This window comes from Niallia sp. FSL W8-0635, from assembly GCF_038007965.1.
Taxonomy (GTDB): domain Bacteria; phylum Bacillota; class Bacilli; order Bacillales; family Cytobacillaceae; genus Niallia.
In genome coordinates, this window is record NZ_JBBOYD010000001.1 from 2,337,962 (window position 1) to 2,355,486 (window position 17,525).

At 34.0% G+C, this 17,525-nt stretch carries 15 protein-coding genes and 1 pseudogene; 11 read left to right on the top strand and 5 right to left on the bottom strand.

What is annotated here, in order from left to right:
- The first annotated feature begins 8 nt into the window (after window positions 1-8).
- Together nadE and NYE52_RS11210 are read left to right on the top strand one after the other, a co-directional pair.
- On the top strand, window positions 9-833 hold the full coding sequence (gene nadE / locus NYE52_RS11205; protein ID WP_341193133.1) for an ammonia-dependent NAD(+) synthetase: 825 nt from the start codon (window positions 9-11) through the stop codon (window positions 831-833).
- A gap of 188 nt (window positions 834-1,021) precedes the next feature.
- On the top strand, window positions 1,022-1,246 hold the full coding sequence (locus tag NYE52_RS11210) for a hypothetical protein (RefSeq protein WP_341193134.1): 225 nt from the start codon (window positions 1,022-1,024) through the stop codon (window positions 1,244-1,246).
- Window positions 1,247-1,322: 76 nt separating this feature from the next.
- Here NYE52_RS11210 and pflA read toward each other — a convergent pair whose 3' ends face one another.
- Together pflA and pflB are read right to left on the bottom strand one after the other, a co-directional pair.
- Window positions 1,323-2,054: a pyruvate formate-lyase-activating protein gene (gene pflA / locus NYE52_RS11215; protein WP_341193135.1), complete on the bottom strand. Its 732-nt coding sequence runs from the start codon at window positions 2,052-2,054 to the stop codon at window positions 1,323-1,325.
- Window positions 2,055-2,152: 98 nt separating this feature from the next.
- Window positions 2,153-4,396: a formate C-acetyltransferase gene (gene pflB, locus NYE52_RS11220; protein WP_341193136.1), complete on the bottom strand. Its 2,244-nt coding sequence runs from the start codon at window positions 4,394-4,396 to the stop codon at window positions 2,153-2,155.
- 589 nt (window positions 4,397-4,985) lie between these two features.
- Between pflB and NYE52_RS11225 the strand changes: the two genes are divergently transcribed.
- Together NYE52_RS11225 and NYE52_RS11230 are read left to right on the top strand one after the other, a co-directional pair.
- Window positions 4,986-5,939 carry a lysylphosphatidylglycerol synthase domain-containing protein gene (locus NYE52_RS11225; protein WP_341193137.1) on the top strand — a complete coding sequence of 318 codons (954 nt, stop codon included), beginning with the start codon at window positions 4,986-4,988 and terminating at the stop codon, window positions 5,937-5,939.
- A 157-nt stretch (window positions 5,940-6,096) separates the two neighbouring features.
- Window positions 6,097-7,248 (top strand): D-alanyl-D-alanine carboxypeptidase family protein, encoded by a 1,152-nt coding sequence (locus NYE52_RS11230; protein ID WP_341193138.1) that lies wholly within the window; start codon window positions 6,097-6,099, stop codon window positions 7,246-7,248.
- 674 nt (window positions 7,249-7,922) lie between these two features.
- Here NYE52_RS11230 and NYE52_RS11235 read toward each other — a convergent pair.
- Window positions 7,923-9,542, bottom strand: coding sequence for an ABC-F family ATP-binding cassette domain-containing protein (locus NYE52_RS11235; RefSeq protein WP_341193139.1), 1,620 nt, complete (start codon window positions 9,540-9,542; stop codon window positions 7,923-7,925).
- A gap of 425 nt (window positions 9,543-9,967) precedes the next feature.
- On the opposite strand from NYE52_RS11235, the gene NYE52_RS11240 reads away from it, so the two are divergent.
- On the top strand, window positions 9,968-10,102 hold the full coding sequence (locus NYE52_RS11240) for a hypothetical protein (RefSeq protein ID WP_341193140.1): 135 nt from the start codon (window positions 9,968-9,970) through the stop codon (window positions 10,100-10,102).
- Window positions 10,103-10,282: 180 nt separating this feature from the next.
- Complete coding sequence (locus NYE52_RS11245; RefSeq protein WP_341193141.1) at window positions 10,283-11,110, top strand: formate/nitrite transporter family protein; 828 nt, start codon at window positions 10,283-10,285, stop codon at window positions 11,108-11,110.
- Between the two features lie 71 nt (window positions 11,111-11,181).
- On the opposite strand, the gene NYE52_RS11250 is transcribed toward NYE52_RS11245, so the two are convergent.
- Window positions 11,182-11,910, bottom strand: coding sequence for a ZIP family metal transporter (locus NYE52_RS11250; protein WP_341193142.1), 729 nt, complete (start codon window positions 11,908-11,910; stop codon window positions 11,182-11,184).
- Between the two features lie 257 nt (window positions 11,911-12,167).
- Between NYE52_RS11250 and NYE52_RS11255 the strand changes: the two genes are divergently transcribed.
- From NYE52_RS11255 to recQ, 4 genes and pseudogenes are all read left to right on the top strand, one after another.
- Complete coding sequence (locus tag NYE52_RS11255; protein WP_341193143.1) at window positions 12,168-12,449, top strand: hypothetical protein; 282 nt, start codon at window positions 12,168-12,170, stop codon at window positions 12,447-12,449.
- Window positions 12,450-12,586: 137 nt separating this feature from the next.
- A complete protein-coding gene (locus tag NYE52_RS11260) occupies window positions 12,587-12,694 on the top strand; it encodes a YjcZ family sporulation protein (RefSeq protein WP_341193144.1) in 108 nt (35 codons plus the stop codon).
- 104 nt (window positions 12,695-12,798) lie between these two features.
- A pseudogene (locus NYE52_RS24730) lies at window positions 12,799-12,876 on the top strand (YjcZ family sporulation protein); the annotation flags it as partial.
- Window positions 12,877-13,161: 285 nt separating this feature from the next.
- Complete coding sequence (gene recQ / locus NYE52_RS11270) at window positions 13,162-15,318, top strand: DNA helicase RecQ (protein ID WP_341195164.1); 2,157 nt, start codon at window positions 13,162-13,164, stop codon at window positions 15,316-15,318.
- A 46-nt stretch (window positions 15,319-15,364) separates the two neighbouring features.
- Here the strand turns inward: recQ and NYE52_RS11275 are convergent, their stop codons facing one another.
- Window positions 15,365-16,543, bottom strand: a complete 1,179-nt coding sequence (locus NYE52_RS11275; protein ID WP_341193146.1) for an alanyl-tRNA editing protein — start codon at window positions 16,541-16,543, stop codon at window positions 15,365-15,367.
- Window positions 16,544-16,949: 406 nt separating this feature from the next.
- On the opposite strand from NYE52_RS11275, the gene NYE52_RS11280 reads away from it, so the two are divergent.
- Window positions 16,950-17,135, top strand: coding sequence for a cold-inducible protein YdjO-related protein (locus tag NYE52_RS11280; protein ID WP_341193147.1), 186 nt, complete (start codon window positions 16,950-16,952; stop codon window positions 17,133-17,135).
- The last annotated feature ends 390 nt before the right edge of the window (window positions 17,136-17,525 follow it).

The window sequence follows — 17,525 nt, forward strand, 5'->3', positions numbered from 1 at the left end:
AAGAAACGATGCGTAGCTTACAACAAAAAATTATGAAAGATTTAAATGTTCAATCAGAAATTAATGCACAAGAAGAAATTGAAAAAAGAGTCCAATTTTTAAAGGATTATGTAAAAAAAGCAAAAGCAAAAGGATTCGTATTAGGAATCAGTGGAGGACAGGATTCATCATTAGCTGGAAAATTAGCGCAAATTGCTGTGGAACAATTACGCGCGGAAGGCTATGATGCAACTTTTATTGCGGTAAGACTACCTTATGGAGTTCAAGCCGATGAAGTAGATGCAAAGCGTGCATTAGATTTTATCAAAGCAGATAAAGAATATGTATTCAATGTGAAAACTCCCGTGGATGACGTCAAAGAAGTATATGATGCAATGAGTGAGACGCCATTAGCAGATTATCATAAAGGAAATGTGAAGGCTAGAATGCGCATGATTGCTCAATATGCAATTGGTGGGCAAGAGAACTTACTTGTTATTGGTACAGACCATGCTGCAGAAGCTGTAACAGGATTCTTTACGAAATATGGGGATGGCGGAGCAGACGTATTACCATTAACAGGGTTATCAAAGAGACAAGGGAAGCAATTATTGAAAGAATTAAATGCAGAAGAAGCAATTTACTTAAAAGTTCCTACAGCCGATTTATTAGACAATAAACCGGGACAAGCAGATGAAACAGAGCTTGGTATAACGTATGATCAACTAGATGATTATTTAGAAGGAAAAGAAGTTAGTCCTGAGGTTGCTGAAAAAATCGAAGCGCGTTATTTAATGACAGAACATAAGAGACAAGTGCCAGCATCCATGTTCGATGAGTGGTGGAAAGAATAGTAGAAAAAAGAGAGACCGACAATTATTAGATTGGTCTCTCTTTTTTATGGCAAATTTCTCTCTTAAATTAATGACTCAGCACAAACATGTACCATTTTTTAGCATACTCTATATGGGAAGTACAAAATATGCAAATGTTATTTTTTATATGTTTTGTACAAAAAAATCAAAAGGAGGGAAATAAACAAATGATTAAAATTCTTGGTTTAGATTTAGAATTTATACTGTTAAATATTCCTATATCCTTTGAATCGGAAATATCAATAGGTAAGAAGCAACAGTGTTGTTCACCACAACCCCCCGAAGAACCGCAGCCGCCTGAAACACCAGAAGAACCAGAGCCACCAGAAAATCCGGAAGAACCACAACCACCTTTTCCACCATATCCTCCATTTGCAAATAGAGATTCTTAAATAGAAGCATGACAAAAAAAGAGACATGTAGCTCAATCTATGAATACATGTCTCTTTTACTATCTATTTGATACCGTTACATACTTCTATTTAAAATAGAAGTAGCCAAGTCTACAGATTCTTGTGTAGGAGGTTCAATTCCTTGTAATGGATATTCGAGTCCTAGTGTTTCCCATTTATACACACCTAATTTGTGGTAGGGAAGAATATCGATTTTTTCCACGTTTTCTAATGTTGCAATAAAATCGCTAAGTCTTGTTAAATCTTCTTCCGTATCATTAATGGTAGGGACTAATACATGTCTTACCCAGATAGGAATCTTTTTGTTAGATAAATAGTTTGCAAAATCTAATATATGATCATTGCCCATCCCTGTTAGTTTAATATGTTTTTTACGGTCAATATGTTTTAAATCAAGTAAAACTAAATCCGTATATTGCATAAGTTCATCTAATTGTGCCTGAAAAGAAGGGGCTTTAGAATAACAACCACCAGATGAGTCAATCGTTGTGTGAATACCAAGTTTTTTACATTCTTTAAATAATTCGATTAAAAATGGAATTTGTAATAATGGTTCCCCGCCACTTACAGTAATACCTCCACCAGAAGGCTCGATAAAAGGAAGGTATGTTTTTAAATCATTGATGATGTCCGTAACCGACATTTGCTTTCCTGTACCAATTTCCCAAGTGTCTGCGTTATGACAAAATTGGCAGCGTAGTAAACAGCCTTGTGTAAACACTACGTAGCGAATACCAGGACCATCCACTGTTCCAAATGTTTCAATTGAATGTATATTGCCGTTCATGATTATTTCCTCCTTATAATAGACCAATGGATCTTTGAAGTAGCACTGTAAGAAGAAGGGAAGAGGGATTGGTTAAATAATCCCTCAACCAGACTTTGTTACATAGATTCGTGGAAAGTACGACTAATAACGTCTTGTTGTTGCTCACGAGTTAATTTAATAAAGTTAACTGCATATCCAGATACACGAATAGTTAATTGTGGATATAATTCTGGATGTTCCATTGCATCTAATAAAGTCTCTCTGTTAAATACGTTAACGTTCAAGTGGTGACCTGATTTTGTAGCATAGCCATCTAAGATTGATACTAGATTGTTTACTCTTACATCTTCTTCTTTCCCAAGTGCTTTCGGTACAATAGAGAATGTGTTTGAAATACCATCTAAAGAATAATCATATGGTAATTTAGCAACAGAAGATAGGGAAGCTAACGTTCCTTTTGTATCACGACCATGCATAGGGTTAGCACCTGGTGCAAATGGTTCTCCAGCACGACGTCCATCTGGTGTATTACCAGTTTTCTTACCATAAACAACGTTAGATGTAATTGTTAAGATAGACATAGTATGCATAGAATTGCGATATGTTTGATGCTTACGTAATTTTTTCATAAAGCTTTCAACTATTCCAACTGCAATGCTATCGACTGCATCATCATTGTTACCGTATTTAGGGAAATCGCCTTCTGTTTCAAAATCAACAGCAAGACCATTTTCGTCTCTAATCACTTTCACTTTCGCGTGTTTAATAGCGCTCAATGAGTCAGCAACAACACTTAATCCTGCGATACCAGTAGCCATAGTGCGTAAAATTTCAGTGTCATGAAGAGCCATTTCAATTCTTTCATAGCTATATTTGTCATGCATATAGTGGATAACATTTAGTGTGTTGATATATAGTCCAGCTAGCCATTCCATCATATTGTCGAATTTTTCCGTGACTTCTTTGTAATCTAAATATTCAGAAGTGATAGGGGCGAACTTAGGACCAACTTGAATTTTTAACTTTTCGTCCTTACCACCATTGATTGCATATAATAGACATTTAGCAAGGTTCGCACGAGCTCCGAAGAACTGCATTTGCTTACCAATTTCCATTGCTGATACACAGCATGCTATTCCGTAATCATCGCCCCATTGAGGTTTCATAATATCATCATTTTCATATTGGATAGCGCTTGTTTGAATAGACATTTGTGAACAGAATTTCTTGAAGTTCTCTGGTAATTGAGTGGACCAAAGAACCGTTAAGTTTGGTTCTGGAGCAGGGCCAAGATTATCTAATGTATGAAGGAAGCGGAATGAGTTCTTTGTTACTAAAGGTCTTCCGTCATTAGCCATACCACCAATAGATTCTGTTACCCATGTTGGATCTCCACTAAATAATTCATTGTAATCAGGTGTACGTGCAAATTTTACTAGTCGAAGCTTCATAATAAAGTGATCAACGATTTCTTGTACTTCTTTTTCTGTTAAAGTACCGTTTGCTAAATCTCTTTCTACATATATATCTAGGAAAGTAGATACACGTCCTAAGCTCATTGCTGCACCGTTTTGTTCTTTGATTGCCGCAAGATAGCCAAGATATACCCATTGGAAAGCTTCTTGTGCATTCGCTGCTGGTCTTGATAAATCAAATCCGTAGCTAGCACCTAATTCTTTTAATTCATGTAATGCGCGAATTTGTTCAGATATTTCTTCTCTTAATCGAATTGTATCTTCGCTCATAACAGAACTTGTAGCTCTTTTATCTTTTTGCTTTTCATTGATTAAGAAGTCAACTCCATAAAGTGCAACACGGCGATAGTCACCAATAATTCTTCCGCGTCCATAAGCATCTGGAAGACCTGTGATGATAGCAGCTTTTCTTGCTAATCTCATTTCATCTGTATAAGCATCAAATACTCCAGCATTATGAGTCTTACGATGTTCAGAAAAGAATTTTTCTAATTCTTCATCTGCTTTATAGCCATAAGATTCACAAGCTTGAACAGCCATTCTAATACCACCATTTGGTTGGAAAGAACGTTTGAAAGGTACATCAGTTTGAACCCCAACAACTTTTTCTTTTGTTTTATCTAAGTAACCAGGACCGTGAGAAGTAATTGTTGATACGATATCTGTATCTAAATCGTATACGCCGCCTCTTTCTCTTTCTAATTTAGTTAATTCCATTACTTGATCCCATAATTGAGTTGTTTCTAATGTTGGACCTGATAAGAATGTAGCATCCCCGAAATACGGATTAAAGTTTTTTAAGATGAAATCACGAACATTTACTTCTTTTTGCCATGTTCCATTTTTAAAGCTTTCCCAATAATTAGTTGCTTCCACTTTTTCCATTATAATCACCTCATGATTTAATAAAAATATATAACAGTAAGCTTTTTTCTTTCTGTTTTAACTATAACAGATTTTATGTGATAACTATCACAATAATTGTGTACATCTTGCGAAGTTTCTGTGTCGTAAATGTGAACATCAATAACACCAACGGATTATGCCCGGTTTATGACAATGAGAAAGGAAGATGGATAAATAATAACAAATAAAACTGTTATATAAATTCCGATGGATTTTCACAATCTGTTATACAATAGTGGAGGACACAATAAACAGGAGATAGCTAAAATAGAAGAAGAGGAGAAGTTTTCCTTTTAATAGAATAGCGACTTTCATTTTGACCATACTATGGATAATAAATAAAATGGTATTTTTTCCATTCTTAAATATAAGTAAGATTTTCACCTTTATGCTGTATGCAAATTTCGAGAAAAACAGATGGGAAAGCAACTGTTTTCCGGATAGATTTGATTAGTTCAACTTAAAAGTTTGTAAAAAGTTCCTTTTCTTTTCCATAATATATAAGGTATCATTATCTCTAGGTCTCAATTACTAGAATTCTACAAACAAAATGTAAGAGGTGGTAAATATGGTAAACAGAAAGAAAGAAATCTGGATTAATGTGGCTAAGATACTTCTCCCGGTTGTCATATTTATCATCGTTTTACGAGAAATAAAAAATATGATTATCACTACTGATATTCACCTTATATATGAACACATACATATAATCCCGTTTCATAGTTTGTTTTATATGGTTATAGGAGGATTTATGGCTACTTTGCCGATGTTTTTTTATGATTTTTTTCTTGTAAAACATCTAAAGAAGGCGATTCCTTTTGTAGAAGTAGGAAAATATTCTTTTATAAGCAATTCTTTTTCTAACTTAATTGGCTTTGGTGGACTTATAGGTATTGCCTTACGGAACTTTTTTTATAAGCAATATGAAACGGATCGAAAGAAGTTATTTAAAGGCATTGCCATTGTGACTTTATTTTATTTAACTGGAATTAGTATATTAGCATGGATTGCCGTGCTTTATAGTAGAAGATTAAATTTAATAGAAGACCATATTTGGATATTTGCAGGCATTATCGTTGTAGGGTTAATATTCCCTGTTTTACTCGTTAGTTATAAGAAGGCGAAGCTACATAGCTTTGTTTTTGACCGTACGCAAATAATTGGGTTGATATGTGTGTCACTGTTAGAATGGATTTTCTTATTTTCCTATTTATATTTTATCGCAAAATTAATTGCGATGCCGGTATCTATCGGGGATTTCTTCTTACTGTTTTTAGTTGCTGCATGCACCGGAATTATCAGTATGATTCCAGGGGGAATGGGTTCTTTCGAATTAGTATTTTTATGGGGCATTGAATTTTTAGGAGTTGAATCAGAACAGATGCTAATTGTGCTCTTTTTATATCGTGTCGGTTATTATCTCCTCCCATTTTTAATGGCTGTATTCCTATTCTTGATAGAAATCGGAAAAAATATAAAGAAGAATGCTACTGCTTTTTTTAGAGGATTATCAAGTGAATAAACTTTCCTTTAAAGCAAACGTATAGATGAAGGAATATTGTCAAAAATACAGAAGGATTTCATTTTTATGACAATATATAATTTGACCTTTATTATTTATAATTATTTGGTACAATAGTCATGGTATTTAAATATAGAAAAATAATAGGTGGGGGAAAATGAGGGAAACGACCATTGCATTATGTTTCGTATTACTATTATTTAGTTTTCCTACAATAAGTAATGCTAAAGATAATAAGGAACCTGATTTAGTTAGTGAGGCAGCTTTCTTATTAGATAGTGATACTGGAGCAGTATTATTTGAAAAGAATGGATATAAAAAAATGTATCCTGCTAGTTTAACAAAAATAGCAACAGCAATTTATGCAATTGAAAAAGGTAATATGGATGATGTTATCACCGTAAGTGAAAATGCCTATGCAACAGAAGGGACAAGGGTTTATTTAGAACAAGGTGAACAAGTAACCCTAAAGCATTTACTTGATGGGATGTTAATCAATTCTGGAAATGATGCAGCTGTAGCTATTGCAGAATATCTGGATGGCTCCATTAGTAATTTTGAAAGAAATATCAATCAGTTTTTAAATGAGAAAGTTAATGTTCATTCCACACACTTCAAAAATCCTAGTGGTCTTTATCATAAAGATCATTATACAACAGCTAATGATTTAGCAGTAATCACTCAATATGCCATGCAAAATGAAACATTTAGACAAATATTTGGTACGAGTGAATTAAAGTGGGATGGTTTATCTTGGGATACTACTCTAGTAAGCCATCACCAAATGGTAAATGGTTCGAGACCATATGATAAAGTAACTGGTGGAAAAACAGGCTTTGTTAATGAATCGAAACAAACATTGGCAACAACTGCTGAAAATGAAGAATTGAATTTAGTAGCTATTGTATTAAAAGGAAACTTCAAGCGGGATGTGTATAAGGATACTAAGGATTTATTAGACTATGGTTTTAATCAATATACGCATAAAGTGATTCCTGCTGGAAAGTCATATTTTGTTAACGGGTTAACCTATGAAACAACGAAGGAAGAAAAAATCACCATTCCTCGCTCAAAAGGAGAGGAAGAAATAACCTCGTCGGGTCTATTAATGATTGAAGATGATAACGGAGATATTCTTCAATCTATACAACTTGCAAAAGTTATGCCAGCAGAGGAAACATTTAAAGTAGATACTTCTGATCAAGTGGTAAGAGAAGAAGAGAAATCATCTTTTCCAGCAATTGTTTTAATCATTCCAATAGCTTTATGTTTTGTGTTTTATATGAAAAGAAGAACAATTAGACGTTAAAGAGAAAAAGAGATTGGGGCATAAGTATTTCAGTCGTCCAATCATACGAATATACCAAATGGAAGATACAGATGATCAATTTTGAGGTGTATTTCTAAAATCATGTGGCGATATGACAGTTTTTGGTATCGTTATTGGTATAAATTAAGAAACTTGCCAGAATTATTGGCAAGTTTCTTAATTTAGGAATACAAAACTATTATTTATATAAAAGCTTAGTTGTGTGGAACCGGTTCATCGTAATGAATGAAAAGGAGGAGCTCTTGGATTCTTTTATCATTAGGATGTAACCAGTGACTGGGAATTAAGCGAAGATTTTCCGGCTATATGTAAAATGGAGCTCGTTTCGGGGAAAATAAGGGTAGAAATTCCGGATAAGTAAAGCAGAATCGCTTATTTTCGCATTTTTCTCATCGATAGGCGACATTCCTCCGTCTATTTTATCCTTTTTTCATAATAATTAGTAAATAAGCGGAATTAATCCTTTTATTTTTCAACTCAGATGCCCTCTACTGGTAAGTATCGAACCTTTACTAGCCTTAAATAATTTAGCTCACGAAAGTATTCTTTATTTAAGTTAAAATTAGACATTTATCATCTATTTCGTTATATCCCAGTCATCAAAGCAGCCTCACTATGATAAGAAAATAAAAAACCGGGAAATCCCGGTTTTTTTATTTATACATGTTTGCTATATTTTTTTGTAATTCTGTGTCTTCTAAATACTCATCATAATTCATTTGCTTGTCAACAAGTCCATTAGGGGTAATCTCTATAATTCGATTCGCAATCGTTGACACGAATTGGTGGTCATGAGAAGTGAAAATTAATGAACCTTTAAAGTTTATTAACCCATTATTTAAAGCCGTGATGGATTCTAAATCTAAATGGTTAGTAGGCTCATCTAATAGAAGAACATTGGCACCACTTAGCATCATTTTAGATAACATACAACGAACTTTTTCACCACCGGATAATACACTTGGCTTTTTCAATACTTCTTCACCAGAGAACAGCATACGTCCTAAGAATCCTCTTAAGAAACTTTCTGTTTGGTCATTTGGAGAATATTGACGTAGCCAGTCAACAAGTGTAGCATCATCCTCTTTAAAATACTCAGAGTTTTCAGCTGGGAAATAGCTTTGAGAAGTGGTTACTCCCCATTTATAGGTGCCACTATCTGGCTCCAATTCACCTGCTAAAATACGGAAAAGCGTTGTTTTAGCAATTTCATTTGGACCAACTAGCGCAATCTTATCATCCTTATTCATTATAAAACTTACATTATCAAGTACTTTAACTCCATCAATTGTTTTTGATAAGTTTTCTACTCTTAATAAGTCATTACCGATTTCACGCTCTGGTGTAAAGGCTACATATGGGTATTTTCTAGATGATGGTTTAATGTCATCTAAAGAAATTTTGTCTAACAATTTCTTTCTAGAAGTCGCCTGTTTTGATTTAGAAGCATTTGCACTAAAACGAGCAATAAAGTTTTGAAGTTCTTTGATTTTTTCTTCTTTCTTTTTGTTCGCATCATTTGCCATTCTAGAAGCTAATTGACTGGATTCATACCAGAAGTCATAGTTACCAACATAGATTTGAATTCTGCTAAAGTCTAAATCGGCAATATGTGTACAAACTTTGTTTAAGAAATGTCTGTCATGAGATACAACGATGACAGTATTTTCAAAGTTAATTAAAAATTCTTCTAACCATTTAATCGCATTGATATCAAGGTGGTTAGTAGGCTCATCCAATAGAAGAACATCCGGTTCACCGAAAAGAGCTTGTGCAAGTAAAACCTTCACTTTATCTGAACCATTTAATTCTGCCATAGTTTTATAATGAAGATCTTCGCCGATACCTAAACCTTTTAAAAGAATAGCTGCCTCAGATTCTGCTTCCCAACCATTAAGCTCAGCGAATTCACCTTCAAGCTCAGCTGCTTTCATGCCATCTTCATCTGTGAAATTTTCTTTCATATAAATAGCATCTTTTTCCTGCATTACTTCATATAATCTAGCGTGACCCATAATTACTACTTTAAGCACTTCATGCTCTTCGTATTCAAAGTGGTTCTGCTTCAATACCGCAAGTCTTTCACCAGGTCCTAAAGAAACATTTCCTGATTGTGCTTCTAGCTCACCAGAAAGAATTTTTAGGAAAGTAGACTTCCCAGCACCATTTGCTCCAATTAATCCATAGCAATTTCCAGGTGTGAATTTAATATTAACATCTTCAAATAATTTACGATCACCATATCGAAGACCTACATTCGTAACTGTTATCATTTAAAATCCTCCAAACTACAATATCCATAAAATTATACCATTATTAGAATGGAAGCGCGAATTATTTTCGCAAAACTTAAGAACTTACCAATAATATTATTGCTTTTATATGAAAATCAATTATTTGCTCCGATTTAATAGAGGTAGAGCCTAAGATATAATGTACGAAAACAAAAATATGAAATATGCCTGATAGTAAAAAGGGAAAATGTTTACGATAATAAGATGATAGGGTAAAAAACAATCAAAAAATAAAGGGTTTTCTTTTTTTGAATAGAATGTATAATGAAGAGCTATTATACTGGTATTTAGCTAGTAAATGTAGCGACAAAAAGACAGTCTAAAATTATTTATGATTTGTTCATAATTTCTTCATAAATTTCTAGTACACTAAAACTATTATAAGAAGTAAAGGGGTAGTTATGATGGCTAAAAAGCAGTTAGTTGATTTGGTTAATAGAATGAAAAAATCCGGTATCAAAATTAGCTTTACTAAGCCAAGATCTCAGTTTTCCGTAGCAATTCAACAGAATAATAAATTAACAACTACAACAAATTAGTAGTGTATTCTATTAAAATTTGTTTAGGTAACATTACATAGTATTTTTGAAATGATTCGTTAAAAAGAACAAGTGTATTATTTTATCCACTAATCAATTGTTAAAAAATGTTCATTTTTTCACAATATAATTGATATTTCCTTTTGTATAATAGCAATATACAGAAAGGAAGGTATCACAATGGAAATACACCCAATCGATAAAGCAATCAACTATGCGCTGAAAAAGAAAGAAACAATTGATGAATCTTTTTTGCGCTATTTTGTAAAGGCGATTTTAGCAGGAATTTACATCGGCTTTGCGTTAATGTTATGTTATCGTTTAGCACAACCTTTTTTTGATGTTCATTCACCTGCAACGTATATGATGACTAGTTTATTTTTTGGGATGGCGCTTGTACTAATTTCTTATGGTGGAGGAGAATTATTCACTGGAAATACGATGGCTTTTGCAATGAGTACTTTGTCTGGAGCAACTAGTTGGAAGGATACTATTTATAATTGGGTCACTACTTATTTTGGTAATTTGGTTGGTGCATTATTTTTTGCTTTATTAATCTATTACTCCGGATTATTTAGCCTAGCACCTAAAACAACTTGGCTTATGGATGTTGCCAATTCAAAAATGAGTGCTTCCACGATAGAATTATTTATTAGGGGTATCTTGTGTAACTGGTTAGTTTGTTTAGCTATTTGGATACCGATGAATATTAAAGGCGATGTCGGAAAAATAATGGCTACTTTATTAATAGTATTTTCCTTTATGATCTCAGGTTATGAGCATAGTGTAGCAAATATGGCACTTTTCTCTATTTCATTAATAGTTCCACATCCAGAAACAATTACGGTTGCAAATGCCATGCATAACCTTATTCCGGTTACAATTGGGAATATTGTTGGGGGAGCATTCTTTGTAGGTGCACTTAACTTATATATTTTTCCTAAGAAAAAAGGTAAACCAAAAGATTCTGCTTTGCATGTAGCTACATCTAGATCTATTGCAAAGTAAGGCTAATTTTGTTTGTTACGCCATAAGTAAAACTGTCGAAAAACATAATCCAGTATGTTTTTCGACAGCCGCTATCCTAAATGACTCATGCTTAATGAAAAAATTAATCCCACACATGCAACAAATCCTACGGTTGGTCCTCCTTGTTCAAACGCTTCAGGCAGCATCGTTGAGCAAACCATCGCAATTAATCCACCAGCCCCAAATGACTGTATGCAAGAGAGCATAGCAGGAGAGGCGTCTTCTAAAAATAAATATCCAATGGAGCTACTAATAGCTGAAATGATAATGACACTGCTCCAAAGTGTTAAAATTTTTTTGTTTGAATATTGATCTTTTTTTAATCCCACTGTTGAAGAGAGGGATTCTGGAAAGTTGCTAATAAAAATGGCAATTAAAAAAAGAAGATCTACTTTATGGGTATATAACAAGCTAAGACCAATAATCATGGACTCAGGAATGGCGTCCATTAATGTACCAACAAAAATAGCCAAACCAGAATGTCCCTCCGGATTTTTATGTGATCGTTTCCGGTTAGAACCGCCTTTTTGATAAAGAATAATTTCAATAATGGTAAATAAACAGGCTCCTGCTAAAAAAGCGATAGCAGTAGTTAACATTCCACTTTTATTTACAGATTCTATTAAAAGCTCAAAGGAAGAGGCACCTATTAAAATTCCTGTTCCAAGAGCCATAAAATATGCAATAACTCTTTTGGGAATGGATAGAAATAATCCTGTGACAGAACCTGCAAGTAATGAAAAGCTTGCAATTGCTCCCCACATTGCTGCTTCTAGCATGTTGAAAAACTCCTTTTCCCCTAATTTTATAAACCGCCACTGATGAAATTACTCTAAATTATTTGCATTTTTTTGGAGGAATATGCACGCTTATCTTTTTAAATAACCTTTTCCGGTTGCAAATATGCATTTTCTTGATTGGATATAGTTGGAATAAATATTGATAGAAATTTCCGCACCCTCTTTATGATAGTTGTCCATACTTTTTTTAGACTTGTACATAGGATAGTAGGGATTAACGGTTGGAGGTGTGATAAATGTCTGTTAATAATAATTTTTATCATCAATGTTCTAAAGGTGTTGGTAGATGTGTGCGTATCCGAACTCATAATGGAGATGTTCATACAGGAATTATCGAAAGAGTAACCCAAAATAAAGTCTATATAAGACCGATTGGCGGAAACAGAAGAGGTTATGGTGGATTTGGTTATGGATTTAGACGTGGTTATAGACCTGGCTGGGGTTGGGGCTGGGGTGCCGCAGCTGTTGGTGTTTCCTTAGGATTAATTGCTGCCTTAGCCTTTATACCTTTCTTTTGATCAAAAAACAGAAAGATTCCTTTAAGGAAGGAATCTTCCTACATAATTAACACTTATTTTATCTTTTTTTCTGAGCGCCCAAACAGGACAATCTCTAGACTCATATGATGCTTATGTGTATGAGGGAGGTGGAATAAATGAGTGGTGGCCCAGCAGTTGGTTTTGGTGGAGGATTTGCTCTACTAGTAGTGCTATTCATTTTATTAATAATTGTAGGTTCTAGTTACGTTGGTTTTGCATATTAACAAAGATAGAAAAAAGGAGTGTTTTATAAATGAATTACGGTTATGGATATAATTCTTGTGGTTGCGGTTATGCTGCACCTGCTGCAGCTCCAGTAGCTTCTTGTGGTGGTTTTGGTAATGGATTTGTATTGATTGTTGTACTATTCATTCTTTTAATCATCGTTGGAGCAGCTTGGCTATAAGTTAGGAGAGAAACGACAATAGGATAATTGGCTTTCTGTAAATGGAAGAAGCTAAGATTATCTGTTTATAAAAAATATTATAGCAGCCTGATTGTACCGAACTATTTTAAAGGGGGGAGAATCAGGCTGCTTATTAAATAAAGACCATTCTAAATCTTAGACAGTTTGTCTGAATCTATTATGGTTGGACAAGCATTTGCTATAGTTTGATTCATTCAAAATTTGTATAATTAATGATACAATGTTAAAAAGAAACGCTCGGAGTAAAGTGGGGAGAATGTAATGATGATGAATCAGGCGCGCAGTATTTTAAAAGAATACTTTGGATATGACCATTTTAGAAAAGGACAGGAAGATATTATTCAGCATTTGTTAAATGGTGAAAATGTTGTAGGCATTATGCCAACTGGTGGAGGTAAATCGATTTGTTACCAAGTACCTGCAATGCTTTTCCCTGGTTTAACAGTGGTAATTTCTCCACTGATTTCTTTAATGAAGGATCAGGTGGATGCATTAACCGAAGTTGGAATTCCTGCTACTTTTATCAATAGTACATTACATCATGAAGAGGTACAGGAAAGAGTATATGATATAAAAAACGGACACTATAAATTGCTTTATATTGCACCAGAACGACTAGAAGCAGATTATTTTATGGATATATTAAAGGAAGTCACCATCTCCTTTATTGCAGTAGATGAAGCGCATTGTATTTCCCAATGGGGACATGATTTTCGCCCAAGCTATGCGAAGATTGGCTATATGATTAATAAATTATCGGAAACACCCCTTGTAGCAGCTTTGACAGCAACCGCAACCCCAAAAGTTCATGAGGATATATGTCATTTATTACATATTCCATGGGAAAATACTGTGAAGACAGGTTTTTCCCGTGAAAACTTATCCTTTTCAATTATAAAAGGGCAGGACAAAGGAAAATTTCTTGAATCCTTCCTAAAGAAAAACAAAGACGAATCAGGGATTATTTATGCGGCAACAAGACAAGAAGTCGAAAAGCTCTATGATCGTCTATCGAAGAAGGGATATTCTGTTTCAAAATATCACGGGGGAATGAGTGATTTACAAAGAGAAGCGGAACAACAAGCATTTATTAAAGATGATGTATCGATTATGATTGCAACAAATGCTTTTGGCATGGGGATTGATAAAAGTAATATTAGATATGTTATTCATTATCAGCTTCCTAAAAACATGGAAGGGTATTATCAAGAAGCGGGGAGAGCAGGGCGTGATGGATTACCAAGTAAGTGTATTTTATTGTATTCCGCACAGGATATTCGCATTCAGCGTTTTTTGATTGATCAGACCATTAATGATCCAGATAAACAAAAGCAAGATATTGATAAATTACAATCCATGATTAATTTTTGTCATACGGAAGATTGTTTGCAAGAATATATTTTGCATTACTTTGGGGAAGAACATACGGAAAAATGTGGCCAATGCTCCAACTGTACCGATGAGAGAAGCGTCATTAATGTAACAGTCGATGCTCAAAAGGTATTGTCATGCATGATTCGAATGGGTGAAAGATTCGGTAAAACAATGATTGCACAGGTTTTAACTGGCTCGAAGAACAAGAAATTAATAGATTTCCATTTAGATCGTATAAAAACCTATGGTCTTATGAAAGAGCGATCAGCAAAAGAAATTAGTGACTTTATCGAATTTCTCATTTCCGAACAATATATCGATGTAAGTTCAGGGTCAATGCCAATATTAAAAGTGTCTAATAGAGGAAAAGAGGTTCTTTTAGGCAAAGAAACAGTTGAACGAAAAGAACAAGTAGTGACGGTCAAAGTATCTGAAAATAATGCTCTATTTGAGTATCTAAGAAGTATACGTAAACAATTAGCAGAGGCAGAAAACGTTCCTCCTTTTGTAGTTTTTTCTGATCAAACTTTAAGAAGTATCTCCCTAACAATGCCTGTCACGCACGAGGAGTTTCGTGAAATAAAGGGAATTGGAGATCATAAACTACAAAAATATGGTGATATTATGATAGAGCATATCATAAAGTTCAAAACAAACCAGCATGAATTATCTATAGGAGAAGATAGTAATACAGCAGAATTGGATACCAACAGAGAAAAACGAGTGAAAAAAAGTGTAGAAAATTCCCATTTACTAACGTTAGATTTATGGAAAAGTGGATTAACCATTAAGGAAATTGCAAAAGAAAGAGAATTAAATGTGCAAACGGTAGAAAATCATCTCTTGCGTTGTGGGGAAGAAGAGTTGATTGTTGATTGGTCTACATTTCTTAAGCCAGAAGAACAGGCGATGATTTCTGATGCTATTCAAAAGGTAGGCAGTGACAAACTAAAACCGATTAAAGAAGAACTTCCAGATGAAATTAGTTATTTTATGATCAAAGTTGCTATAATGCTAGAAAAGCGTAAGCAGAAAATTTTACATTAATAAAAAAAGTCAATGATGGATTTGGTATCCTTCATTGACTTTTTTCTTATAAGCTGTTTTGTAAGGTTTCTTTTATTTTGCTCATACATGCTTGCAATTGTTGAATCGAAGGGAAAGTAGCTTGTGCCAGCAGTTCATTTCCGCCGCCTTTCCCTTCGAATTCTTGGATGATTTCCCGAAGCAGTTTTCCACAATGAAGGGAATAATCGCCATTATGCTGTAGGAGTATTTTTTTGTCTATTTCAGAGCTAAATAAAATGATATGGCTAGACTTTTGCAGTAGATATTTAGCTAGTGTAGACAAGTCTTTCATTGTTTTCTCTTCGAATGGAAGGAAGATAACTTTTTCGTTATGGTCTGCAAGGATTTGTTCAGCATGAAACGAAGTATTTTCTGCCTTCAAAATGTCTAATTCTCGATTCACCGCTTTTTTTTCTAATTCTAGCTTACTAACACGATCTTGGAGTTGTTGTTTATTCGTTTTGAAATGGTTGCTTAATTCATCTAGTATCAATTGGGAGGATTGATAGTCAGTGATTGCTCTCCAACCACTTAGGAAAAACACTCTTGTCTGTCCACGATGTTTTTCTGTCTTTATTAATTTTATACAGCTTAATTCACCTGTTCTTTGTACATGGGTCCCAGCACAGGCAGAATAATCAATTCCATCAATTTCTACAATACGTATATCACCTGTTACTTTGGGGAGTTTTCTTAATGGAAATTTGCTAACTTCTTCATGGGTAGTAAAATATGTTTTGATTTCTAAATTATTCATAATATATGTATTACATTTATGCTCAATAGTATCTATTTGCTCTTTCGTTAATTCGCTTGTATCCACATCTATTGTTGTATAATCCTTCCCCAAATGAAAGCTCACTGTCGGAATATGATAAAGCTCATCTAGAACTGCTGATAAAAGATGTTGAGCTGTATGCTGCTGCATATGATCAAATCTCCTGTTCCAGTTTAGTTCACATTCAACATGCTTAGTTTCTGGTTTTTTTTCAACAAGGTGATAAATTTGATTGTCTTTAATCTGTACATCTATTACATGAATTCCATCTATTGTACCAGTGTCTGAGGGCTGACCTCCTCCTTCTGGATAAAAGGCAGTTTCTTCTAAAATGACAAAAATTTGATTATCTCTTTCTATTATTTCTTCTATATTTGTTGACCATTTTGTTTCATATGGCGTTGCATAATACAATTTAGTAGACATTTGCGGCTCCTTTATTAATGTTTTCCCTCATTTTATCACAGTTAGTAGCTCTGAAAACAGAGTTATTAGGCATGTGGGGGGGAGTTTGGCATTAAAGGATAGCTGATTGGCTGATATATTGAAATTTTGGCTGAAAAGATTTGGCATTTGGCTGATATATCGAAAGTTTGGCTGAAAAGTTGTGCAATTTGGCTGATATATTGAAAATTCGGCTGATATACTTGAATGTTCAGCTCATTCAATAAATTTTTGAATGAAATTTTTACTAATGTGTATTAGACCATTAGTTTTTAAGGGAAATGATTGATATTAATGCTGTATTCGTACTGTTAAAACGAGAAAAAACCTTTCGAACACATAATTATTGGATGTACTGGCAATAATAAATAAAAAAGGGGGCGCTCATATGTTTTTTAATCGTAAAGGTGCGGAAGAAAAACCAGAAGAGATATTATTGAGCATGGAAGTATATGCATGCAATTCATGCAATGGCTGGATGAGAAAGGATTTTGCAACAGAGGATCTTCTTTGTCCATTATGTGGAGATCAAACATCGGTCGAAATGAGAGAGCTTCCGCAAATTAGTAATTAATCTTTAAATAGTTTTACCCTAACAATCAGTGTGGACGAATAATATCCCACTGATTGGGTTTTATTTTCAAGTACAAAGAACACACACATCCTCGTCGAAAAACTTACCTAAACATATCCTTCTTTCATTTACCGCTCTTATCCATCTCTATTTCTATCAACAGTTTTCTCATTTCCTTCTTATATGTTAGGTGGTCATTGTGGCTAATTTGTGAATGAATTGTCGAAAAGTACTTTCTTATCTGTATTATTTGATTTACAATCAAATAGAATACCATCCTACTAATGTGTTCCTTTTCTAGGACTTCTGGGGTGTATTATTTTTAGGAAAGATTAGGAGGATTTTTGTTGTATAACTCCATTTTGATTTTTATTAGTATCCTAATTGTAT